We start from the raw sequence: 24,040 nt of genomic DNA on the forward strand, positions 1-24,040 counted from the left end.
TCTTTGTTTTATAAATCGTCTTGGTGTTATAAATCTTGATCTGCTAAGGCTTTACGTTCTCTGTCGTTATCTTCTGCAATGCTGTTATGACCTATTTGTCAGCAAAGCCAGGATAAAGCCGCAGGCGCTGCCTTTCTCGCTGTAATCCCATCCAAGCGTGTAGCACTAGCACCGTGATGACGATGGCCCCGCCCAGTAGTGTTGATGCCGTTGGCGTCTCGCCTAATAGCCACCAAACCCATAGTGTGCCCAGTGCGGTTTCCACTAGGTAAAACAGTGCCACCTCGGTAGACGGCAGGTAGCGGGTGGCGCTATTGATCAGTACCGTGGCCAGGGGCATCTGCACTAGTCCCATTAGTGCCAGCACACTATAACGCTCGACATCTAGCGCCAGCGGCGAGGCCATGGGCAGCGCAATTGCTGCTGAGAGCAGCCCGCCACCAGCAATCACCGTCATAGGGTCAATGGCTGGATAGCGGCGTAGTAAGGTCAGGTTACCGCCGATGGCTGCCGCGGCCGTTAAGGCATACAAGTTACCCAATAGCATTCCCATGGCGCCTTCGCCCAAGAACACCAACCCCATCCCCAGCATGCAGACGGCAATGGCTACCAAGGTTCTTAGCGGTACCCGTTCATGTAGGAAAACCCGTGAAAACAGTGCGGCAAACAGTGGTGCTGTGCTTAGTATGACGACCACGTTGGCTACATTGGCGTTCATTACGGCGAGCACGAATAGGCTCGACATTAGACCCAGCAGCAGTGCTGAGGCGAGCGAAGAAAATGGATGGCTTCTCAGTGCCGCTAAGCGATTCCCCGCACAGCACAGGACTCCCAGTACGCAGAACATTAACAAACCGCGCCAGAATACGATGGTCCAGCCATCGGTATTGGCTAGGCGGATCAGCAGGCCATCGAAACTGAGGAACACCACGCCCAGTATCACCATGACCAGGCCGCGCTGGTAAGAGTTTGACTGCATTGTCTTGATTCCCGATCGATAAAAGAGGGCTACCGCCCGCTGGTTGGTCGGGCGGTAGCAGGGAGGTTAGTTGGCGGTTTTGGGTGTCGCGTTAAGTTGTCGCCACTCCTTATTGAGGCCTAAGTAAAGGCTGACGCACATCATTAATAGTACCAGTGTGAAGGGCAGCCCGGTGGCTACTGCGCCGGCCTGAAGCGCACTGAGCGCGGTGCTACCGCCGCCGTAGAGCAGGACGCCAGCAATCACACCTTCAAGTGCTGCCCAGAAAACACGCTGGCCCTTAGGTGCATCGGTTTTGCCACCGGCCGTGATGTTATCGATTACCAACGAGCCGGAGTCTGATGAAGTGATGAAGAAAACCAGCACCAGAACAATGGCTAGTGTTGACGTTATGCTGGTGAGAGGCAACTGTTCCAGCATATGGAACATGGCAAGCGAGACATCGCCAATGCCGTTGGCCAGTTCGCCTATGCCGTGAGTCGCCTGAAAAAGCGCTGTACCGCCGAAGGCACTCATCCAAACCAGCGTGACCAGCGTTGGTACCAGCAGTACGGCAATGAGAAACTCCCGAACGGTGCGTCCACGTGATACGCGAGCGATAAACATGCCGACAAACGGAGACCAGGAGATCCACCACGCCCAGTAAAAGATGGTCCAGCCGTGATACCAAGTGTCATCGTCGCGGCCAATCCAGTTCGACAGCGGCAAAAGGTGGCTTATATAGTCTAATGTTGTGGTGCCAATCCCTGCCAATATCATCAGCGTCGGACCTGCTATCACAACGAATAGCAGCAGTATCGCCGCGATGATCATATTAATGTTTGAGAATAGCTTTACCCCACCGTCGATACCCCGCCATACCGAGAATAGTGCAATCACCGTGACCACTAGGATAATCGCCAACTGAGTACCGATGGTATTGGGAATACCGAACAGGTAGGCGAGTCCACCGGCTGCTTGGGTAGCACCAAAGCCAAGCGAGGTAGCTAGGCCGAAAATGGTGGCGAGTACGGCAAGAATATCGATGATATGACCTGCCCAGCCGCGGGTACGCTCACCTAGCAGTGGATAAAAGGCGGAGCGAAGCGTGAGTGGCAAGCCCTTATTGTAGGCAAAGAACGCCAGCGAGAGTGCGACGACTGCGTAGATTGCCCAGGGGTGTAGCCCCCAATGAAACATGGTCGCCCCCATGGCGGCGCTGGCGCCTTCCGGTGTGCCTGCGGGGGCGTTGAGGGGCGTACCATACCAGTCGGTGTAATAGGCCACGGGCTCAGCAACGCTCCAGAACATTAGGCCGATACCCATACCCGCCGCAAATAGCATGGCGAACCAGGAGGTACGCGAGTACTCCGGCTTGGCATCACTGCCGCCCAAACGAATTCGCCCGAGCGGCAAGCAGATCAGTACAAGGCAGAACACCACAAAGGTATTGCCTGCAATCATAAACAGCCAGTCAAAGTGTTCAATTGACCAGTTCTTGGCAAGCCCTAGGTGCGTATTAGCGGCATCTGGGTAAACCAGTGCGTAAAGAATGAATAGCAGAATGGCGAGAGCAGAGAGTGGGAAGACGGGGTTATGAAAATCTAACCCCATTATCTGAGTGTTGTCCTGTCCGGGCGACAGAACCGGGTCGTCATTGTTCTTCATTGGCTTTCCTTGGTGGTTCTTGTTAGGTGTCGGATATGCGTCACGATCGCCGACGCTAGGAATTGTTGGGTCTGTTTTGGAGAAGGAGTGTCGTGAAAACGACCTTCATCTATTCATCTTGGCTGGCATGTCTTGAATAGATATGTGAGTGCCTTTGTGGGGTAAGTCCTTAGGCACGGAGGGGATAGGGTGGGAAAGCGCAATCCACCATCAAGCGCATAACAATGAACAACAGGAGCTAGCCATGAATGCAGCCAACCGCGGAGTGGTCTATAAAGGGCCGGGTGAAGTCGCCGTCGAATCTATTGCCTACCCTGAGCTCGCCATCGGTAATCGCAAGTGCGATCACGGCGTGATTCTTAAAGTCGTCACCACCAATATCTGTGGTAGCGACCAGCATATGGTGCGCGGCCGCACCACTGCGCCATCCGGTTTGGTGCTGGGTCACGAAATTACGGGTTTGGTGGTCGAGTGTGGTCGCGACGTCGAGTTTATCCGGCCCGGCGATCTCGTCTCTGTGCCGTTCAATATTGCCTGCGGTCGCTGCCGTAACTGTAAAGAAGGCCGTACCGGCATCTGCTTGAACGTGAATCCCTCTCGTCCAGGGGCTGCTTATGGCTATGTCGATATGGGCGGCTGGGTGGGTGGCCAGACCGAATATGTCATGGTGCCCTACGCCGACTTTAATCTGCTGAAGTTCCCGGATGCCGATCAAGCGATGGAGAAGATCAAGGATTTAACGCTACTTTCCGATATCTTCCCCACTGGCTTCCACGGTTGCGTTACGGCTGGAGTTGGCCCTGGCAGTACGGTTTATATTGCTGGTGCTGGCCCTGTGGGCCTGGCAGCGGCAGTTTCTGCTCAACTGCTTGGCGCGGCTTGTGTGATTGTTGGCGATATGGTCGAAGACCGTTTAGCCCAGGCGCGTAGCTTTGGCTGTGAGACCATTGACCTGACTCAAGACGGCGACATGGCCGACAAGATTGAGGTGATTCTCGGTGAGCGTGAAGTCGATGCCTTTGTCGACTGTGTTGGTTTCGAGGCCCACGCCTGCGGCTGCAACCATGGTAAAGAAGCACCTGCGACCGTGCTGAACTCGGCGATGTCGCTAACTCGCGCGGGCGGCCAAATCGGTATTCCTGGTCTGTATGTGACCGAAGACCCCGGTGCTGCTGACGATGCCGCCAAGCAAGGTGCTTTGAGCATGCGCTTTGGCCTCGGCTGGGCCAAATCCCACAGTTTTCATACCGGACAGTGCCCGGTAATGAAGTACCACCGCCCGCTGATGCAGGCGATTCTATTCGGTAAAGTTAAGATCGCCGATGCGGTCAATGTACAGATGATCACCCTGGATCAGGCGCCCCAAGGATATGCCGACTTTGATGGCGGAGCCGCCAAGAAATTTGTCATTGACCCCCACGGCAGCGTGCCTGCATAAGCCGGAAGTACCAGCCCACTCGCCGAGGAGACAGATAGATAGTCAGAAATAGATAATTCGATATAGATAGTTTGGTATAGATGGTCCAGGATAGATAGCAAGACCCTAGACGGCACCCCGCGGGGTGCCGTCTTCGTTTATTCGGCATCACGCCAATCAAAATAATAATGAGTGCCCCATGACCGTCCAGACCGTGCCCCCCAAGCGCCGCTTTCGCGGCAAGCCCCGCGGCCGTGAACTCGATCCCGTCTGTCTTGAGGGATTGCGTGACCTGCTGGGCGATGAACGCAACGACGCCGCATTGCGCCGACGCGATTTATTGATCGAACACCTGCATGCTCTTCAGGATACCCGAGGGCATTTACTGCTGGCAGATCTGCGTGCCCTGGCAACGTATATGAACCTGCCTATGGCAGCGGTCTATGAGACAGCGACCTTTTATGCCCACTTCGATGTTATCCATGATGACCAGGAAGTGCCCCCGGCATTGACCATCCGCGTTTGCGACTCTCTGGCTTGCCAGTTAGCTGGCGCTGAGGCGCTTAAAGCGCAGTTGGAGGCAAATGTCGATATCGAGCAGGTGCGGGTGTTGCGTGCGCCATGCATGGGGCGCTGCGACACTGCGCCCGTTGTGGAGGTCGGCCATCGCCACTTGGGTCGAGCCGACGCGGCTCAAGTTCAGGCAGCTATCGATGGCGACGACACTCACCCCGAACCTATCGATTGGCAACGACTTGATAGCTATCGCAGCAAGGGTGGTTTTGCACTGCTCCAGGCCTGCCGCAACGGGGAAGTAACGGTCGAAGCACTGATGGAAGCGATGCAGCAGGCCAACCTGCGCGGTTTAGGGGGCGCGGGTTTTCCTACTTTTAAGAAATGGCACTTTGTGCGTCAGGAGGTTGGTCCCCGCTACTGTGCCATTAATGCCGACGAGGGCGAACCCGGCACCTTTAAAGATCGTTATTATCTGGAGCGTTCGCCGCACCAGTTTCTTGAAGGAGCCTTGGTCAGTGCTTGGGCGGTCGACGCCGAGGCGCTGTATATCTACCTACGTGATGAGTATCCAGCGTTACATGCCGTGCTGCGCGAGGCGATTGGCGAGCTTGAGGCCGCTGGTCTAGTGACGCCGGGATATATCGTGCTGCGCCGCGGAGCGGGTGCCTACATCTGCGGCGAAGAGTCGGCGATGATTGAGTCCCTGGAAGGCAAGCCTGGCAAGCCCCGTCATCGTCCTCCGTTTGTGGCTCAGAAAGGGCTCTTTGACCGCCCAACGCTGGTCAATAACGTCGAGACCGTCTACTGGATTCCGATGATCTGGCAGCGCGGCGCTGAGTCTTTCTCCAGTCAAGGGCGCCATGGCCGCGTGGGGCTGCGCAGTTTCTCGGTGTCGGGGCGAGTTAAGCATCCTGGCGTTTATCTGGCGCCTGCTGGCATCACGCTAAGCGAATTAATTGACGAGTACTGTGGCGGCATGGCGGAAGGTCACCGTTTGGCGGCTTATCTGCCTGGTGGCGCCTCTGGCGGAATTCTGCCCGCCACTAAAGCTAATATTCCTCTCGACTTCGATACCCTCCAGGAGCACGGCTGTTTTATCGGCTCGGCCGCAGTAATCGTGCTTTCTGATCAGGATGATTTACGCCGTGTTGCGACCAACTTGCTGGCTTTTTTTGCCGATGAGTCCTGTGGCCAATGCACGCCGTGCCGAGTGGGAACAGAGAAAATGCTGACGCTGCTTGAGCGTAACGAATGGGACGCAGGGCTTCTGACGCAACTCTCCCAAGTGATGATAGATGCGTCTATTTGCGGGCTTGGCCAAGCGGCACCCAACCCAGTACTGGGGCTGCTCAAAGACTTTCGTAGCGAGCTTGCTGCCCAGAGCGTCATCATTAAGGGATAAAGGAGATCAGCATGAGCGAGCAGAGTTCACACAAGCGCTTTACCCTGACCCTGGACGGCGTTGATGTCAGCGCTTACCCCGGTGAAACCCTCTGGCAAGTCGCCAAGCGTGCAGGCGAGACCATTCCGCATCTGTGTTTCAAGGATGCCAGCGGCTATCGCGCCGACGGCAACTGCCGTGCTTGTATGGTGGAAATCGAGGGCGAGCGCACCTTGGCCGCAAGCTGTCTGCGCGAAGCGGCGCCCGGCATGGTGGTTAATAGTACCAATTCCGAACGCGCGCACATGGCCCGCAAGATGGTTATGGAAATGCTGCTGGTCGACCAGCCCGAGCGCGAAGAGAGCCCCGACCGCTCAAGCCATTTCTGGGCCATGGCTGATCAGCTGGCCATTGATGCCACCGCGGTGCGCCGCAAATTGCCCAAGCGCGAAGAGCGTAAGACGGCTACCGTGCATCATGTGACGCCTAGGGCAGGTCGCCTGGAGCAAGACAGCAGCCACTCAGCCATGCGCGTTAATCTAGATGCCTGCATTGAGTGCAATCTATGTGTGCGCGCCTGTCGTGAAGTGCAGGTCAACGATGTTATCGGTCTGGCGCATCGAGGTGCGGCAGCCAAGATCGTATTTGATTTCGACGACCCCATGGGAGACAGCACCTGTGTTGCTTGTGGCGAGTGTGTTCAAGCCTGCCCCACGGGAGCTTTAATGCCAGCCACCCTGGTGGATGAGCAAGGGCACGGAGACTCTGCTGTGGCTGAGCGTAAGGTTGACTCAGTGTGTCCCTACTGCGGCGTTGGCTGTCAGCTGACCTACCATATCAAGGACGATAGGATCCTCTATGTGGAGGGTCGCGACGGTCCTTCAAACGAGAACCGACTCTGTGTTAAAGGTCGCTTCGGCTATGACTATCCACGCCATCCATCTCGGCTTGTTACCCCGCTGATTCGTCGCGAGGGTGTCGCAAAGGGAATCGATCCAGACTTCGACCCCGCCAAGCCACTAACGCACTTCCGCGAGGCGAGCTGGGACGAAGCCCTTGAGGTGGCTGCCAGCGGGCTTGTGAACCTTAAACTGAATCACGGCCCTGATGCCTTGGCGGGGTTTGGCAGTGCCAAGTGCTCCAACGAAGAAGCGTGGCTATTCCAGAAGCTGGTGCGTACCGGCTTTGGCTCCAACCATGTGGATCACTGTACCCGCTTGTGTCACGCCAGCTCGGTGGCAGCGCTAATGGAGTGTATTGGCTCAGGTTCAGTGACGGCTTCTTTTATGCAGGCCAGTCAAGCCGATGTAGTAATTCTTACCGGCTGTAATCCCGCGGTAAATCACCCGGTGGCGGCCACCTTCTTTAAACAGGCTGCCAAGCGCGGTACCAAAATAGTGATACTCGACCCCCGTGGTCAGGCGTTGGATGCCTACGCTTATCTCAGCGTTCGCTTTTCATTGGGTGCTGATGTGGCGCTGTTTAACGCCATGCTCAATGTGATTATCAGCGAAGAACTTTATGACACGGCCTATATCGCCGAGCATACCGAAGGCTTTGAAGCACTGAAAACGCATACAGTGGATATGACCCCCGAAGCGATGAGCGGCCTGTGCGGTGTTGAACCAGAGACCATTCGCGAAGTGGCCAGGCTGTATGCGAATGCCGAGCGGGCAATGATTTTCTGGGGTATGGGTATTTCCCAGCATACTCATGGGACCGACAACGCCCGCTGTTTGATCTCGCTGGCGCTGGCTTGCGGCCAGACCGGTCGCCCTGGAACTGGTCTGCATCCCCTGCGTGGACAAAACAACGTTCAAGGGGCATCTGATGCTGGCCTGATTCCCATGGTAATGCCGGACTACCAGCCGGTCAGCGATACCCAGGTACGCAGTGCTTTCGAAGAGCTGTGGAATACCAAGCTGGATCCCGCGCCGGGGCTCACCGTGGTGGAAATTATGGACGCTATCGCTGCGGGCATCATTCGCGGTATGTATATTCTGGGGGAAAACCCGGCGATGTCCGACCCGGATCTGGCCCATGCACGGGCGGCGTTGGCCAAGCTGGAACACCTAGTGGTACAGGATCTTTTTGTCACTGAGACCGCCCAGTTCGCCGATGTTATCTTGCCGGCCTCTGCCTGGCCTGAGAAAGATGGCACCGTCACCAACACCAATCGACAAGTACAGATGGGGCGTGCGGCCTTGCCGCTGCCGGGCCAGACCAAGCCGGACTGGTGGATTATCCAGGAGATGGCCAAGCGCTTCGGCTTGAACTGGAACTATCAGCATCCGCAGGATGTTTTCGCCGAGATGAAACAAGGTATGGCCTCTCTCGACCACATTTCCTGGGAGCGTTTGGAGCGCGAGCAGTCGGTAACCTACCCTTGTCCAGCGGAGGATGTACCGGGACAAGACGTAGTCTTCAGCGAGGCCTTCCCAACCGTCAGTGGTCGGGCGAAGTTTGCGCCTACGCGCCCGCTGCCACCGGATGAGCCAGTCGATAACGACTATCCGACGGTGCTGACCACTGGCCGCCAGTTAGAACACTGGCATACCGGATCAATGACCCGCCGTGCCAAAGTGCTCGATGACCTGGAGCCGGAAGCCGTGGCGAGCTTGGCGCCCGCTGAGCTTATCCGGCTGGGATTGACGCCAGGCGATGACCTTACGATCACCACCCGGCGAGGGGCCATCACCCTCAAGGTCAGGACGGATCCGGGCATGCCTGAGGGGATGGTTTTCGTGCCTTTCTGCTACGAGGAAGCGGCGGCGAATCTACTTACCAATCCGGCGCTGGATCCGTATGGAAAGATTCCAGAGTTCAAGTACGCTGCTTGCCGGTTGAGCCGCCCGGAAACCCATATAAAGCGAGTTAGCTAGTCAGCTTTTACTGAAGGCAGTAGCGATTGATCAGACGCTCAATAAAGGGCGTCTATCAACCAGCGACTCGAAATGATCGGTTGGGCCAGGTTGTAGCGTTGTTTGCCTCGAAATTTTAGAGCCAGTAAAGGTCTACGAGCGCTTAAATATGGTGTGAAAAGCCATTGTTATGACGGTTAGATCAGCTTCAATAGTGGAAAGGGATGCCGTCTTAGTTGACGGTCTCTTTTTATAATATCGTCATAGTTAGTATGTCAGAAGGGTGGAGATAAACTGTCTGGAGTATCAATGTCATAGCATACGCCAGGATCATTGAGTGAGATTTTTACAATATGATCACTATACCGCTGGAGAATAGCGGATGCGCCGCTGGGATGACGTAAATCAGCGATATGTTTCCAAAATTGTCTACCAAAAATAACCGGGTGGCCAGGAACCTGTAGGTGTGTTGGTTGAACGATATTTTCTGCGCTAGACATGTCTGCTAATAACTTACACGTTTTTTGAGTCACCCAAGGGAGATCGGCAAGCCAAACCGCCGCGGATCGGTAATGATTAAATTTTTCGTCTGAACATAGATATTTGAAAGCATCGCTAATGCTGTATCCAAGCCCTAAATGACTGCGCTGGCTAACCAACGTTGGGGTGATTGGAGAAAGATCGAGTGATTGAGCCTTATCACCTTCTTTAAGCACAACGGTAATGTTTGGAAAGTGTTGCTGAATGGTTAACAACGTGGAGGTCAGTAGTGTCTTTCCATTGCTTAATTGAGCAATTCTTTTATCGCTACCAAAACGACGAGACTGGCCGGCTGCCATGACAATCACGATGATATCACTACAGCTCATGACGTGTTTTTCCACGATAAATACGATGAATATCGGCCATGACGGCTAACGCAATTTCAGCCGGTGTTTTGCTGCCTAAATTAAGCCCAATGGGCATGTTAATGCGTGCTACTTGGGCACTTGTTAAGCCGCCAGAACGCAGCAGTCGCGCTGCGCGCTGCTGTGAGGTCTGATGAGAGCCCATGACCCCAATGTAAAATGCATTCGTACGGACGGCTTCGATCATGGCCAAATCATCAATACGTGGGTCATGGGTCAAGGCAACAATGGCGGTATTGGCATGGCAGCCACCTGATGAAATAAACACCGAAGGTAGAACTGCCTGTACTTCCACTCCCGCGACCGCAAAATTTCGCCTAGCCTCGTCTCTGGGGTCACAGACAATCACCTCAAACCCCAGCGTTTGGGCAAACAGCGCGCAGGGCGCAGAGACGGAGGAGATCCCCGCGATAATCAGCCGTAGCGCAGGGCCTATACGAATATTGACGCTAGTGGTATCAACAATAACGGTGGGCTCGGTGTTTTTCGAGGGGTTAAAGCGTTTGCCGCTGCCATCCAGTTTGATACAGCGGGTTAGCGGTTGGCGACCCAGTAGCGTGGCATGCACCACTTCTAAGTGAGTGAGGTTTGCGGTGTTGGGCGCTAGCCGTTCAACCAGCACTTCAAGGCTACCACCGCAGGGTAAACGAATATTCGCTGAACCAGCGTCACCGCCACCGCCATAACGAACCCGTTGAACCGGCTCGTTAAACTCTCCCTTTTGAAGCCTTGCGATAAACTCATCTTCGACACAGCCACCCGACAGTGAGCCCAGATAGTCGCCTGTCGAACATGCTACTAGCATGGCACCTGGCTCTCGGGGGGCCGAGCCAAAGGTTTTTAGCACCGTACACAACCAAATAGTTCGCCCCTGGTTGGCCCATTTCAGCGCGCGTTCGATAACCTGTAGATCAAGGTGTTGCATTAACTAGCCGCCTCCATGGGGAGTCGATGGGTGGCCTTCAGTGAGTCGCGAATGGTGTCAGGGGTAAAAGGGGGATGGGTAAAGCGTACCCCCGTGGCATCAAAAAGCGCATTGGCAATCGCAGGAGCGCCGGGTAGTGAGGCAGACTCTCCAACGCCGAGTGGGGGCAGTTCAGGGCGATCAAGCAGCATGACGTTGATGGGAGGAAGCTCCGAGAAACGCAGAATAGGGTAGCCGCCCCACTCTTTGCTGGTTGGTAAACCATCCTCAAAGGTCACCCGCTCCTTTAACGTGCGGCTGAGCATCTGGATCACATTGCCATGCACCTGATGGCGAACGCCAGCGGGGTTGACCATTAAGCCCGCATCCTGACCTACATATAAATTCTCGACGACAATCCGTCCACTCTTCACATTGACTTTAAGCTCAATTACCCAGGCGGCGAGCGCGGCGCCAAAGCCGGGAAATTTGCTATGCACGTACTGGGCGTAAGCGAAGCCTCGGCCGTAGCGCCACTCACCCTCGCTTTTTGGGTTGGTGTTAGCGACGCAGGGCTTCCAGTTCGTACGTTCGGCTAACGCTTCGACAAGTTCGCAAGCGCGATTATCGGCTAAATAGCGCAGCCGGTAGGTGATCGGATCTTCATTTGCCAAATAGGCAAGCTCATCAATATAGCTTTCATGGGCAAAGGTGCTGGGCAATGCTGAGACACCACGTAGCCAGGAGGCGCGAACCAGAGTCGGCACGTCGTCGCAGACTATTTGGCGATGAGGGTAGCGGTAGGGCGGCACCGACGTTCGATCTCCCATCTCAAAGGGGATATCAATTGGTGAGGCAGCACCGGTTAGCAGTAGTGCCAGGGTAGGCGCACTGTTAGAGGGGTAGCGCGTATTAAAGCGATAGCCTGCCGGGCTGCCATCTGCATTTAAGCCGCCCTGGATCGCCATATACTGAGCAGCCCCTTTGGGCTCCCAGGTGTGCTCCTGCTCGCGGGTGAGTTGCACACGGACGGGGCGGCCAACCGCCTGAGAGAGTAGTACGGCATCCGCGCCAACGTCGTCGGCGCAATTGCGACCATAGCAACCCGAGGTTTCCATGCGGGTAATGGTGATTACGCCTTCATCCAAACCGGTAAGGCGGGCGAGATCGGCGCGCAGGCTATGTGGATTTTGGGTGCCCGACCATACGTGAAGACCACTTTCATTGGCATCGGCAACGGAGCACGAAGGGCCAATGGAGCCGTGTAGCTGGAAAGGCCACACATAGTGACGATTGAGCGGATATTGCGCGGCGGCCAGCGCATTGTCGAGGTCGCCTTCATCGAGGAGTATGCGCTGCTTGCTGGGTAGGTCGAGCAGTGCTTGCTCTATGTTGTCCAACTGAGGCAAGTCTTCGATGGGTCGCCACTGGACCTTTAGCTGTCTGGCTGCGGCAGCAGCCTGCTCTTCACGCTCGGCCACCACACCAACAAAGTCACCGACCACCACGACGCTTACCACGCCCGGCAAATGTGCCACAGAGCTTTCATCAACCGCGATTAAACTGTTACCAATAAAGTCGCCGTTATCATGGCCTACATAAGGCGGGCGAATCACTCGCCCATGCAGCATATCGGGCAGGCGTAGGTCGTGGATAAAGGTCAATTGCCCGGTGGCCTTGGCGGGTATATCCACGCGAGAGGTCGATTGGCCGACCAGGGTATAGTGGCTGACCGGCTTAAGCGGTACCTCATCGGCAAGCTTTAATGCATGACGGGTGCCCCGCAGCAACGCTCCAAAGCTCACGGATGAGTGGTTATCATCACTGGGCGTAATAGCGCCGTTTTGGCAGCTAAGTAGTGAGCGCTCAGTGTCAAAGTGCTTTGCTGCCAGTGCTAATAGATACTCCCGCGCTTGAGCCGCCGCACGGCGTAGAGGTTCGGCAGTGATTTGAATCGACGCACTGGCAATGGTGGGGCCTTGGTTGGGAGCTTCAACAGAGTTGCCCAGTACCATGGTAACGCTGTCGAACGCGACGCAAAGCTCTTCCGCAACAATTTGAGCGAGCGCCGTGCGTATCCCTGTGCCCAAGTCTACGTGGCCGTTGAAAGCCACGATGCGGCTATCGCTCAGCACGGCAATGAATATCTCAGGCTCATGGGGAGTGAAGTTTGAGTGTGTACCTGGCTGTCCGGGCGCGGGCTTAGGGGGTGTAACTGGGTCGCGATAGATCACCAGAACATCAGACCCATACAGCAGTGACTCTCTTGTATAGTCTGATTTATCGGCCATGCTTGCCTCCCACGCTAGCGTTTTAAGTAATCAATGCAGATGAATTTGAGGTGATCAACGAGCAATAATTAAGGTAAAATTATAGCGTGTACGCCATAAAAGCATGGTGAATTGATCCAGCGCAAGCAGTATTTAATACGTTGATGCATCATTTTGTTAACCAGTGGCATACTCGATACACGTCGTCGCTAATGATTAAGGAGATGGAATGACAACGGATAGTGCGCTCAAACACTCGTCTTCCGGCGAGCACCCCACGCCTTCAGAGCAGGGGTATGATTTTTCTGAGCAAGTAGGCCATCTACTGCGTAAAGCCTACCAGCGGCACACGGCTATTTTTCAGCGTTACAGCAGCGATAAACAGCTTACGGCCATTCAGTTTGTCACGCTGTGCACGGTGATGGAGCGAGGTCCCAGTTCGTTAACTGATATCGTTAACGTCACGGCGATTGATCCAGCCACCATCCGTGGTGTTATTAAACGCCTTAAAGCACGTGAGTGGATCTCGCTTACCACCGATCCTAATGATCAGCGTAAAGTTATGGTGGTGATCACTGAGTCTGGTGCGGCATTGGTTGAGGGCATGGTGCCCAGTGCCAAGCAGATCAGTGATCAGACCATGAAAAATCTCAACCCGGCAGAGCGGATCGCTTTGATGCATCTGCTGAAAAAAATGAACGCGGACGAATGACACACCAGCGGTGCCCATTTCAGCTGCGTTTTTGGGCACTCTTAACGTTTCATTAAGTACCCCAGTGCTTCGTCCAGTCCAATCACATCCCCATATTTGCTATTGATATCAAACAGGTTAGCTTCATGGGGCGCGGGGTGGCGGTCGCCCACGCAGTCACGTACTACCATCACCCGAAAGCCGTGCTGTAGGCCATCCACTGCGGTAGCGCGAATGCAGCCGCTGGTGGAACAGCCGGTAATGATTAGCGTATCGACGCCCATGGCGACCAGCGTGGAAGCAAGCGAAGTACCAAAGAACGCGCTGGCATACTGCTTGGTCATTACCAGTTCATCGTCGTTAGGCGTCACCTCGGGGCAGAAGTCAGCGTAGGGATTACCTGCCACCATGGCTCGCATAACCGGCGCTTTCTTAACCCAAATGCCGCCATCGATTTGATCCGGGGCGTGATAAAGGATGTTGGTGTGGATAACGGGTGTGCCCGTACGCCGCGCGGTATTGAGCAGCGGTGGCATATTGGCCACCGCATCCACCACGCCCTGGGCAAATAGTGGCGAGCCTGGGGTGGTGTAGCCTTGCATAAAATCAACCACCAGTAGCGCGGGCCTTTTACCAAAGCCAATGCGTCCATCCCACACGCCCTTGTAGTTGTCCGAGGCCGTATTATCAGTATTGTGCTGCGACATGCTTGTCTCCTTAATCAGCACTCTAAATCGTTAATCAGCACCTGATCTCGTTAGTAAGCTCCCGACAAGAGAGCGCCCGCGCCCGGTACGATGGGTTCTAGGTCGAGTGCCTTGAGCATGGCGTAGGTGGTCGCGATAGCTGCGGTCACCACCGGCTTACCGGTCAGGGCTTCAACCTTGGCGACGGCCGGTAGCGAGGGCATTTGCACACAGGCTGATAAGACGATCACGTCCACGTTACTTAAATCAAGACTGGCAACGATTTCGGGGAGATTGGCGGGATCGTGGCGAGCGACATCCAGGTTGTTGGGGATCTCAAGCGCCCGGTAGTCGAGCACCTCAATGCCTTCCTGGCGGATGTAGTCGACCACCATTTCGGTTAGCGGCTTCATGTAAGGCGCCACTACCACCACTCGTTTGGCTTTCATCACACCCAGGGCATCGACCAGCGCACCGGCGCTGGTGACCACCGGTGTGTCGCAGCCATTCTCTTCGGTGCGGCTGCGCAAACGCTTTTGCGACGCTCGGTGGTAGCCGGGCCCCATCGCCATAATGGCTACCAGGCAGGCATACCCCATCACATCTACCGCTGCATCGGAGAGCTCTAAGGCACAGCGGTCAGACTCCCCATCCATCGCGGCCAGCTCTTCCTTGCTGACGTTCTTCATGCGCATGCGGCTGGAGTGAAAGGTAAAGCGTTCCGGACGAATCAACTGCCGTGCAGTGAGCATGGCAGGTATCTCGGTCTCCATGGTGATATTGGAACTGGGGACGATCTGGCCGATACGGTATGTTTTGGTGCTCTGGGTCATGATTATTGGCCTTGGTTAGAGTTGTGTGCCCAGGAAGTCTTCAAACGCGGCGAAAAAACCGTCGAAGTCATCCCAAGGAATCATATGGCCCGCCTGTGCCGCGGTTGTGATGCGAATGGTCGGCAGCAGGTCGAGAATCTCAGCGCGATCTTCATCCTGGATAACCCCGCCCTTGCCTGCACACATCAGCAGCGTGGGCACTTTGATAGCGGGGAAATCCTGGTGGATATCGACGCTGTGAAACTCTTCAAATGCCTGAACAATGGCGGGCTCAAAGCAAGTGTGTAACCACTCGGCGCGTAACCGCAGCTGCTCGTCGCTCCAGGTGGGGCAGTAGTGGCGCATGGTCTCGATGTCTGCGCCCTGGGTGCAGTCGCGAATCGAGTCCACGTACCAGGGCAACTTGCTGGGGTACTCTCGGCGCCCTGGTCCTGAAACCGGCGGGTCGATAAGTACCAGTTTATCGATGTCCTTGGCGCCGCGATTCATGGCGCGCAGCGCAAAGCGCGCGCCCATGGAGTGGCCCGCCAGAATGACATTGCTTAGACCGAGCGCATCGATAAAGGCGATCACGTCGTCGGCGCAGGTGTCGGTGTCATAGGCAAGCTCAGGCCCGGAGGACGACAAACCGCGCCCTCGGACATCCAGCACATAAGTGTCGAAGTGCTGACCCAAGCGCTCGGCCACAAAGCTCCAGGTGATCGCCGGGCTGGTGATGCCGGGGATTAGCACCAGCGGCTGGCGCGAGGTCTCTACGCTGTCACCAAAGCGTAGGTAGTGCTGACGAATGCCATTGGCGTGTACGTTGGCGCCATAGAGATAGGTGCTGCTCATGCTGGGCTCCCTTGGCTGGTGGGTTGCTTCAGCGGTACTTCAAAAGGGTCGTAGGCGAATACCCAGGCCGGGTCTTCGTCTTCACGTAACCAGGTATTGTCGTGAGAGACCTGCTGAACCCGCGAAGCGCGTTCAAAACGGTTGGTGCGGTAAAGCTCGAAGGCCTGTTGGTAGTGCTCGGCGCCTACTTCTTCCAGGCAGCGTACCAGCATGGCGGCGTCCTCGATGGCCATGGCTGCTCCCTGGGCCATATGGGGCTTCATCGGGTGGCAGGCATCGCCCAGCAGCACCAGTCGATTTTCATGCCACAGTGGCAGCGGGTTGCGCTCCAGCAAGGGCCATTTGGTGACGGTTTCGGTACAGTCAATCAGTGCTTGTACGGTGGGGTGGTAACCTTCGAATGCTTTGCGCATTTCTTCCCGGGAGCTGTCGACGAAGGACGTGCCGTGGTTCCAATCGGGCTCCGGCACACCGGTCACGTAGTAATACTCTTTCTCGTCGCCGGTCACGAAGTACACCATCATGTGTCGGTCTTCTGACCACCACTTCACGCAGGCTTCGAAATCCAGATCGTATGCCTTGAGTTTTTCGGCAGAGATGATGGCTCGGTGAGCGACCCAGCCGCTATAGATCGGCGCCTCTGGGCCCAGCAGTTTCTCGCGCAGCCGCGAATTGACCCCGTCGGCGCCGATCACTAAGTCGGCCGCTTCCGTGGTGCCGTCAGCGAAGGCCATGACGACCTTGTCGCCGCTGTCGTCGACATCGACCAGGCGCTTATCGAAGTAGAGGTTGTCCTGGTCGAGCGTGCTGACCATCAATTCGTGCAGATCGCCACGGTGTACGGTGATATAGGCTGCGCCATAGTTTTCGCGCGCAAACTCGCCTAGCGGGATACGAGACTGGTACTCGCCGGTCATGCCGTTGCGACTGAACCAGTAATCGGGGTGTGAACCCATGGTATTGAGCTGCTCTTCAATGCCAATGCGGCGCATTACTTTCATCACGTTGGGGCCAAGGTGAATGCCTGCCCCAAGGCGCGCAAACGCGGGTGCCTGTTCGTACACCTTGGTGGGGTAGCCCGCTTTCTGTAGTAGCGCGCCTGCAGCGGCGCCGCCAAGACCCGCGCCAATAACGGCTATGGTGGGTTTATTGTTCATATTCTGGTTTCCTCGCTGTTTTATTCGCCTATCACTCGTTTCTTCACCCAACACCTGTTTTCACGCAACGCCTCAGAGGGCTGACATGGTTGACTTCCTTGGAAGGTGTTTTTGAATGCTATAAAACAACGTATACACCATTTATTTTTTGGTCAAGAATTAGTTTTGAAATTATTTTTCAACGTAAATAGGGTGGTGTTTTTACTTAAATGTATGAATTTAATGTGTTAATGGCTGTTTTTTTGATTTTTTATCAAAACTTGAAAAGCGCATGCATTGAGTGCTATACGTTTATTAGGCTTGTTTTTGTGGTGTATGCACCTTTAATGCTCGATGGGTGTTCGCTCTGCATTCGGTTGGTGCAAGTCGATTGGCCGTATGTGAATGGGAGCTGAAAATAGGCTGGTTGAAGACGCTACGAAGCGTGTTTGGCAGGCAGTATTTATTAGTAGTATCTAAGTCATACCCAAGCCCTATTCAGAGCAAGAGGGCGGGCTTAACAATAACGATGATGACCCCCTATGACGCTAAAGCTAACTATCAATGGGCACGAACACGAGTTGGCCGTGCCGCCACAGACACCATTGCTCAATGTGTTGCGTAACGACTTGGCGCTCAATGGACCTAAGTATGGCTGTGGTTTGGGTGAGTGTGGGGCATGCAGTGTATTGATTGATGGCATGGCCGCACGCACCTGCGTGCTGCCCGTGTCTGCTGCTGTTGGTCATGAGGTAACCACCCTTGATGGTCTTTCCCATGGCGAAGAGCTTGACCCTGTTCAGCAAGCCTTTATCGATGCTCAGGCAGCCCAGTGTGGCTACTGTTTGAACGGCATGATCATCACTATTCGAGCGTTGCTAAATCATAATGCCCAACCCTCTGCACATCAGATTCGCACCGCTTTAGAGCATAACCTCTGCCGATGTGGCACCCATGTTGAAATTCTCCAGGCAGCGGAGCGTGCCGTAGTTATTAACGCGGCCGCGTTGCAGGAGGCTTCTCATGAGTGAAGGGGCGATGCGCCATGGCCAGCAAAAGCAGACCGACATCCCCGCGCTGCTAGCGAAGGCGCGTTTTGGTGTCGTGGTGCGTCCACCTTACTATCGGTGGAATGGCGAGCGTTTTGAGAGTGATCGCTTAGTTGGCGTCGATCACAATAGCATTGCCTCACTCTCTGGCTCTATTGAAGTCGTGGTGGATGGGAATTTTGTGGCGGTGGTTGCCGATAGTTTGGCCTTGGCGACCGATGCCGCGAAACAGTTGAAGATTGAGTGGCAGGCCGTTCAACAAGCATCCGGAAAAGTGCCTGAAAGAGGTCAAGAGCCCTCTGAGTCGCCTCTTGTAAAGCCTAGCCATTCGGACATGCATTCGAACCATGAGTATGGCTGGCCGAGTCGCATGCGCTGGGGCAATCACCCCAGTTGGGTAATTGCCGATTGTCGCGACCAACAATTGAGTGTGTGGGGGCAAACCGTCACCCCAGCGGCGCTTAAACAGGACCTAAGCCGGTTAACCGCGCTGGATATTAGCCAGATTGAGCTTTACAGCGCTGATGATAAGCACGCATCAAACCAGGCCTCAGGGCTGGGCCGCCATTGCGGTGACGATGCCGCCGTGGATGCGGCGTTGATGTCGCGGACGGTGGGTGGCCCGGTAGCCGTTTGGCTCGATGCCCACTACGCCAAGGATGCTCAGGCATTAGGCCAAGCGCAGCGAATTAGCCTAAACGCAGACATTGCCAGTAGTGGTGAGATAGCCCGTTATCACTATCAGCAGGCCAACCTCACGGGTGAGGTGGCTGGCGTAGGGTTGCTGTTAAGCGGTAGGGCCGCGATAGCCACCGCTAGCGCTGAGGCCACCACCGGTGAGCAAGACACAACGCCATTTTCGCCCTATATATTTCGCGACCAATATCTTGCCGCACGCTGCCAGCCAGCGTCACTCTCCACGAATGCCACCTTGATGGGGATACAGCAGACGTTTGCGCGGGAGTCTTTTTTAGATGAGGTTGCCCGCGAGAGTGACCAAGACCCTGTCGCGCTGCGGCTTCGCCATCTTGACGATGCACGTGGCATAGAGTTGATAGAGTCCGTGGCTAAACGGGCCGAATGGCCAAGGGCATCCGATCCATCCGCGGACGCTTTATCCCAGGATCTACTGCGCGGGCGGGGCTTTGCCTACTCGCAGTTGCCCGATCGGAATCAGCGCGTGGAATCGGGAGTGCGCTCGGCCTGGATTGCCGACGTGGAGGTCAATCTTGTCACCGGCGATGTTCAGCTTACCCGTTTGGTGGTGGGGCAGGATGCTGGCCCTGACGTGGATACTGATCGCCTGCAGCAAACGCTACAGGCCCGAGTATTGGGCGAAGCGCGTCCCCTTTTGGGGCAAGCGCCCAGTTTCGACGAGTGGGGTGACGGCAGTCGTACGCTAGCGACAAGTGACTATTCAGCGGGCTTACCAGCCGGTGCTTCTTCGTTAAGCCCTGCTGAGGAGGGCGTTAATCATAGCGTCAGCGAAGATGTGTTAAGCGGTGCGGAGCTATCGCCAGGTGTTGCGGTAATCGCCAATGCACTTTTTGATGCCACCGGCCTACGTTTTCGCCAACCACCGTTTACCGCCAAACGCGTTCGTCAGGCACTTGAAGCCTCTTCTACAGAAGAAACTAGACTCCCAATTAAAAAATTTAAACAGTCGCGATCCCCGAAGCGTCGATGGTTAGCCGCGGCAGCGTTCACCACTATTGCGGGCACTGCAGCCATGGCCTGGCCGTGGAAAGGCGCCATTGCGCCTGTTTCTCGGCCAGCCGCCAACCTCTATTCCGCCGAAACCATTGAGCGCGGGCGGCTCGTCGCAGCGGCAGGCGACTGCGCGGCATGTCATACCACAGAGGGTGGCGTGACCAATGCCGGTGGACGCGAATTTGAAACTCCTTTCGGGACGCTCTACAGCACTAACATTACCCCGGATGAGGCGACGGGGATTGGTCGGTGGTCTTACGCAGCCTTTGAACGCGCTATGCGCCATGGCATTAGCCGTGATGGCAGCCACCTGTATCCCGCGTTCCCCTATACGGCATTTGCCAAGACCAGTGATGCCGATTTACAGGCGCTTTACGCCTACTTAATGGCTCAGCCTCCTGTCGCGGCTGAAAAAAACGCCAATGCGCTCGCGTTCCCCTTCAGCGTGCGTAGCTTAATGGCAGGCTGGAATACGCTTTATCACGATGCCACTCCTTTCCAGCCTGATCCCATGCAAAGCGAGCTGTATAACCGGGGAGCCTATCTCGCCGAAGGGTTGGGCCACTGCAGCGCCTGTCATAGCCCCCGTAATGCCATGGGGGCTGAGAAAAACGGCGAGGCGTATTTTGCCGGTGCCTTTGTAGATGGTTGGGAAGCACCACCGCTTAATAGGCTGTCGCGTGCGCCCATCCCATGGAGTGAAACATCGCTTTACGACTATCTGCGCCACGGTGAATCTGAGCTTCACGGCGTTGCCTCTGGCCCTATGGCCCCGGTGGTAGCGGGGTTGGCGGAGCTACCTGAATACGATGTGCGGGCGATTGCTCACTATGTGGCCGCCCAAATGCAGGCACCAACCGGGAATAGCGATGCGGCGGTGGCGGACGCTACGCAGCGCGTGGCCAGTGCGGCCGTTAGCTCAACAGGGCTAGAGGCAGGAGAGCGGCTCTTCGAGGGTGCTTGTGCGGCGTGCCATGTCGACTCTGGCGTTCCTAGCTTTTCGAGGGCGAGCACTAATCTGGCGCTGAATACCAACTTGCACAGCGACCATCCCGATAACGTTATTCAGTCAATTTTGGGCGGTGTTCACGCCGAACACGTTCCCGGTATCGGCAGCATGCCAGGCTTTGCCGACAGCTTTAGTAATACCCAGGTCGCTGATTTGACGGCCTATCTCCGAGCGCGCTTTGCTCCAGAGAAAGCACCTTGGCAACAAGCAAAACAACGCATCACAGAGTTACGCCAGCCTCACTACAACAACACTCACTCTACTCCCTGACGTAATAAAACGAGGTGGATTATGAAACGCAGTAAATGGATATGGCTAGTATGGGCAGTTGTCCTGCTGAGCTACCTAGTGCCTTACACCCTTCTAAGCGGAGTCGCGTTCTGGTACGGCAGCTTCCTGTTTTGGATGTTGGCAGGGCTGATCATCATTGCGCTGAATGTGTTTATCACTAAAGATTTTGAGGAGCACAGCAATGACTGAGTCACTCATCTGGTGGTCGATTGCCATCTACTTATTGATCGCTATTGGCATTGCGATTATGTCTCGCCAAGGTCCTTCCGAAAGTATGTCGGGATACTTTCTGGGTAACCGACAAATGAACGGCTTTGTCTCGGCGCTGAGTTACAGTGCCACTACCTACAGTGCTTTTATGATGGTGGGCTTGGCAGGTCTTACCTATGCCGGTGGCGTGGGAGCGCTCGGTTTTGAAATTATCTATTTCGCCGGTGTGTCGCTTGTGGCTATCTTCGGGCCAAAATTCTGGGCGGTGGGCAAGAAGTTTGGTTTTGTAACCCCCAGCGAGATGTTAGGACACCGCTACAACAGCAAACATGTGGCCATGGCTGTCTCGATTGCCAGTTGTGTCTTCCTGATTCCCTATTCAGCCGTTCAGCTCGCAGGTGTCGGTTACCTGTTACAGGGGATTACTGATGGCGCGATTACCTTTACGACTGGGGTGGTGCTGGCCACTGCCATTGCCATCTTCTTCTCCTATATCGCGGGTATTCGTTCGGTGATGTGGACCGACTCGCTCCAGGCCATCATGATGATTGTTGCCTCAACCCTGGTGGCCTTCTTGGTGATCCAAGGCCTGGGTGGTTTCGGCGCACTATTCGATACGCTGGCAACGGAACATCCACAGTCGCTGACGGTGCCCGGCCCTGGCTTGTTCAGCTTTGTCACTTTCCTGGGGCTAACTATTCCCTGGTTCTTCTTTAGTATTTCCAACCCGCAGGTCAGTCAACGCCTGTTTATGCCTTCCTCGCTGCGCTCCATGCGCCACATGCTGATTGGCTTCCTGGTATTTGGTTTTATCTACACTATGGTCTCTGTGCTTTGGGGCTTCTCTGCTTTAGCCGCTTTCCCAAGTCTTGCAAGTGCAGATTTAGCTACGCCCACGCTGCTGGCCTCGGAGTTTGTGCCGCCAGTACTTGGCGTCATCGTCATGATCGGCATCATGGCCGCCGCCGTCTCCACCATCGATTCGATCATGCTGACGCTGGCATCTATGGTCTCCCGCGACGTCTATGCGAACGTTAAACCGAACGTCAGTGAAAAGCGCCAACTGCTGGTAGGTAAGTTCGTGGTGCCGGTAATCGCACTGATGGCGCTGGCCTTTGCCGAGCTCCAGCTTGACCTGATTGCAGTGCTGTCGGTAGCTGCTTCCTCCGGTCTGGTAGCCATGGTGCCGGCACTTATCGGTGCCTTCTATTGGAAGCGCGGTACTGGCGTCGGTGCGCTGGTAAGCGTAGTGGGCACCAGCGCCTTTGTGCTGTTGATGTATGCCACTGGCAATTCGCTGTTGGGTCTGCCCGCTGGCGTTTGGGGAATTGTGGTCGCTAGTGTGCTGTTTGTTGGCGTTAGCCTTATGACTAAGCCTCATCAAGCCTCTTCGGACGCTTTCTTTACCGCCATCGCGGAAGAGCTGGGTAAAAAGCGCCGTACTACCACCGATCAAGCGACGAAAGAAGCGGCTGCCTAATTGACGTTCAGCTTTGAACCGATAACACCATAGAGCGCTTGGTGTGCACAAAGGTGAGCACGAGCGCTCTCAGTTAACACTTCCCGGTACACAGCATAGCGGTGCTTCCGTTTGGGGAGTTAGGAGACTTTATGGATCACTCAAGCTTTGTCGAAATTTGCCTCCACCAGCTAAAAATGTCCGGCGTACATGAAGGCGAAAAACTCGTTGTACTGACCCAAGGAAGCGAACGCCTTAATTATGCGGATGCCTTTATGGCGGCGGGGCAGCGTTTAGGTGCCAATATGTACCACATGCGGTTACCCGCGCCGTTACCTACAGGGGGCTGGGCTGTGGGAGCGACGGGGCTTGCTGGTATGCCCGATGCGGTAGAAGCGCTTAAGAACTGCGACATGTTGATCGACTGTATTTTCCTGCTGTTCTCTCCCGAGCAAATGGCGATCCAAGCTGCGGGTACGCGCATATTGACGGCGGTTGAACCGCCCGAACTACTGGCCAGAATGCTGCCTACCAAGGGGCTAAGGGAAAAGGTTGAGCTAGCCGCCGCGCTGCTGGAAAAAGCCAAAGTGATGCGCATCACCTCGCACCATGGCACTGATGTCACCTACCAGCTGAATACTTATGAGACGGTTGCTGAGTATGCCTGTACCGACGAACCGGGGCGTTGGGATCACTGGCCCTCTGGCTTTGTGTTTACCGGAGGGGATGACGATGGCGTTGATGGCACTATTGTGGTGGCGCCGGGCGATATTTTGCTACCTCAGAACATGTATGTCAGAGAGCCGATTACCTACACCATTGAAAAGGGCTGGATTACCGATATACGCGGTGGGCTCGATGCGGAGCTAGTGAAATCCTACATGGATAGCTTTAACGACCCGCGCGGCATGGGCATGAGTCATGTGGGCTGGGGCATGAACCCTAATGCCAAGTGGCACCGCATGGTGCCGGGAGAGTTCCCGGGTGGCATGGGGATGGAACCGCGCAGTTTTTATGGCAACGTGATGTTCTCCACCGGCCCGAACAGCGAGCTAGGTGGCACAAATGATACCGCCTGCCACTTGGATATCCCGATGCGTAATTGCTCACTGTTTCTTGATGATAACCCCATCGTGATTGATGGTGATATTGTCGTAAAAGAGCTGCAGATGGACAGAAACTGACAGGCAAGCAATACATAGTGCAAAGAATAGGCAAAGAATAGTGCGAAGATGAACGCAACGATGTC

18 protein-coding genes are annotated in these 24,040 nt (G+C 55.4%); 9 read left to right on the forward strand and 9 right to left on the reverse strand.

The genetic code is table 11. The features are described 5' to 3' along the window. Positions 1-91: 91 nt before the first annotated feature. The gene (locus HVE01_RS10625) at positions 92-979 is read right to left on the reverse strand and encodes a DMT family transporter (protein WP_125745237.1); all 888 of its coding nucleotides are present in this window, start codon (positions 977-979) and stop codon (positions 92-94) included. A gap of 66 nt (positions 980-1,045) precedes the next feature. Continuing rightward, on the reverse strand, positions 1,046-2,626 hold the full coding sequence (locus tag HVE01_RS10630) for a BCCT family transporter (protein WP_125745239.1): 1,581 nt from the start codon (positions 2,624-2,626) through the stop codon (positions 1,046-1,048). Positions 2,627-2,870: 244 nt separating this feature from the next. Here HVE01_RS10630 and fdhA point away from each other — a divergent pair, with 244 nt between their 5' ends. From fdhA to fdhF, 3 genes are all read left to right on the forward strand, one after another. After that, positions 2,871-4,064, forward strand: a complete 1,194-nt coding sequence (fdhA, locus tag HVE01_RS10635; RefSeq protein WP_146944037.1) for a formaldehyde dehydrogenase, glutathione-independent — start codon at positions 2,871-2,873, stop codon at positions 4,062-4,064. A 178-nt stretch (positions 4,065-4,242) separates the two neighbouring features. Then, positions 4,243-5,961: an NADH-ubiquinone oxidoreductase-F iron-sulfur binding region domain-containing protein gene (locus HVE01_RS10640; RefSeq protein ID WP_146944039.1), complete on the forward strand. Its 1,719-nt coding sequence runs from the start codon at positions 4,243-4,245 to the stop codon at positions 5,959-5,961. Between the two features lie 11 nt (positions 5,962-5,972). Next, the gene (gene fdhF, locus HVE01_RS10645; protein WP_146944041.1) at positions 5,973-8,822 is read left to right on the forward strand and encodes a formate dehydrogenase subunit alpha; all 2,850 of its coding nucleotides are present in this window, start codon (positions 5,973-5,975) and stop codon (positions 8,820-8,822) included. A 254-nt stretch (positions 8,823-9,076) separates the two neighbouring features. Here the strand turns inward: fdhF and HVE01_RS10650 are convergent, their stop codons facing one another. The 3 genes from HVE01_RS10650 to HVE01_RS10660 are packed head-to-tail and all read right to left on the reverse strand — an operon-like array spanning position 9,077 to position 12,904. After that, the gene (locus tag HVE01_RS10650; RefSeq protein WP_146944043.1) at positions 9,077-9,670 is read right to left on the reverse strand and encodes a nucleotidyltransferase family protein; all 594 of its coding nucleotides are present in this window, start codon (positions 9,668-9,670) and stop codon (positions 9,077-9,079) included. Continuing rightward, complete coding sequence (locus HVE01_RS10655; RefSeq protein ID WP_146944045.1) at positions 9,660-10,634, reverse strand: XdhC family protein; 975 nt, start codon at positions 10,632-10,634, stop codon at positions 9,660-9,662. The genes HVE01_RS10650 and HVE01_RS10655 overlap by 11 nt, the downstream gene beginning before the upstream one ends. Beyond that, complete coding sequence (locus HVE01_RS10660) at positions 10,634-12,904, reverse strand: xanthine dehydrogenase family protein molybdopterin-binding subunit (RefSeq protein ID WP_146944047.1); 2,271 nt, start codon at positions 12,902-12,904, stop codon at positions 10,634-10,636. The genes HVE01_RS10655 and HVE01_RS10660 overlap by 1 nt, the downstream gene beginning before the upstream one ends. Before the next feature lie 208 nt (positions 12,905-13,112). Between HVE01_RS10660 and HVE01_RS10665 the strand changes: the two genes are divergently transcribed. Then, positions 13,113-13,595, forward strand: a complete 483-nt coding sequence (locus HVE01_RS10665; protein WP_125745253.1) for a MarR family winged helix-turn-helix transcriptional regulator — start codon at positions 13,113-13,115, stop codon at positions 13,593-13,595. Between the two features lie 41 nt (positions 13,596-13,636). Here the strand turns inward: HVE01_RS10665 and HVE01_RS10670 are convergent, their stop codons facing one another. Genes HVE01_RS10670 through HVE01_RS10685 form a run of 4 tightly spaced genes read right to left on the reverse strand, consistent with a single transcriptional unit; the run spans position 13,637 to position 17,084 of the window. After that, positions 13,637-14,281 (reverse strand): N-carbamoylsarcosine amidohydrolase, encoded by a 645-nt coding sequence (locus HVE01_RS10670; RefSeq protein ID WP_125745255.1) that lies wholly within the window; start codon positions 14,279-14,281, stop codon positions 13,637-13,639. A gap of 50 nt (positions 14,282-14,331) precedes the next feature. Next, complete coding sequence (locus HVE01_RS10675) at positions 14,332-15,093, reverse strand: maleate cis-trans isomerase family protein (RefSeq protein ID WP_146944049.1); 762 nt, start codon at positions 15,091-15,093, stop codon at positions 14,332-14,334. Positions 15,094-15,108: 15 nt separating this feature from the next. Beyond that, positions 15,109-15,927, reverse strand: a complete 819-nt coding sequence (locus HVE01_RS10680) for an alpha/beta fold hydrolase (protein ID WP_146944051.1) — start codon at positions 15,925-15,927, stop codon at positions 15,109-15,111. Continuing rightward, positions 15,924-17,084, reverse strand: coding sequence for an FAD-dependent monooxygenase (locus HVE01_RS10685; protein WP_146944053.1), 1,161 nt, complete (start codon positions 17,082-17,084; stop codon positions 15,924-15,926). The genes HVE01_RS10680 and HVE01_RS10685 overlap by 4 nt, the downstream gene beginning before the upstream one ends. Positions 17,085-17,605: 521 nt before the next feature. Here HVE01_RS10685 and HVE01_RS10690 point away from each other — a divergent pair. The 5 genes from HVE01_RS10690 to HVE01_RS10710 all read left to right on the forward strand — a co-directional run bounded on the left by HVE01_RS10690 (position 17,606) and on the right by HVE01_RS10710 (position 23,975). Continuing rightward, positions 17,606-18,094: a (2Fe-2S)-binding protein gene (locus HVE01_RS10690; RefSeq protein ID WP_146944055.1), complete on the forward strand. Its 489-nt coding sequence runs from the start codon at positions 17,606-17,608 to the stop codon at positions 18,092-18,094. Beyond that, positions 18,087-21,101: a c-type cytochrome gene (locus HVE01_RS10695; protein WP_244973772.1), complete on the forward strand. Its 3,015-nt coding sequence runs from the start codon at positions 18,087-18,089 to the stop codon at positions 21,099-21,101. Before HVE01_RS10690 ends, HVE01_RS10695 begins: the two co-directional genes overlap by 8 nt. A 21-nt stretch (positions 21,102-21,122) precedes the next feature. Further along, entirely contained in the window at positions 21,123-21,311 is a 189-nt protein-coding gene (locus HVE01_RS10700; protein WP_089039321.1) for a hypothetical protein, read from the forward strand. Beyond that, complete coding sequence (locus HVE01_RS10705) at positions 21,304-22,812, forward strand: sodium:solute symporter family protein (protein ID WP_146944057.1); 1,509 nt, start codon at positions 21,304-21,306, stop codon at positions 22,810-22,812. Before HVE01_RS10700 ends, HVE01_RS10705 begins: the two co-directional genes overlap by 8 nt. Before the next feature lie 131 nt (positions 22,813-22,943). Continuing rightward, positions 22,944-23,975 (forward strand): 2,5-dihydroxypyridine 5,6-dioxygenase NicX family protein, encoded by a 1,032-nt coding sequence (locus HVE01_RS10710; protein ID WP_146944059.1) that lies wholly within the window; start codon positions 22,944-22,946, stop codon positions 23,973-23,975. Positions 23,976-24,040 lie beyond the last annotated feature (65 nt).

It is taken from the genome of Vreelandella venusta, from assembly GCF_007989605.1.
Lineage (GTDB): Bacteria > Pseudomonadota > Gammaproteobacteria > Pseudomonadales > Halomonadaceae > Vreelandella > Vreelandella venusta.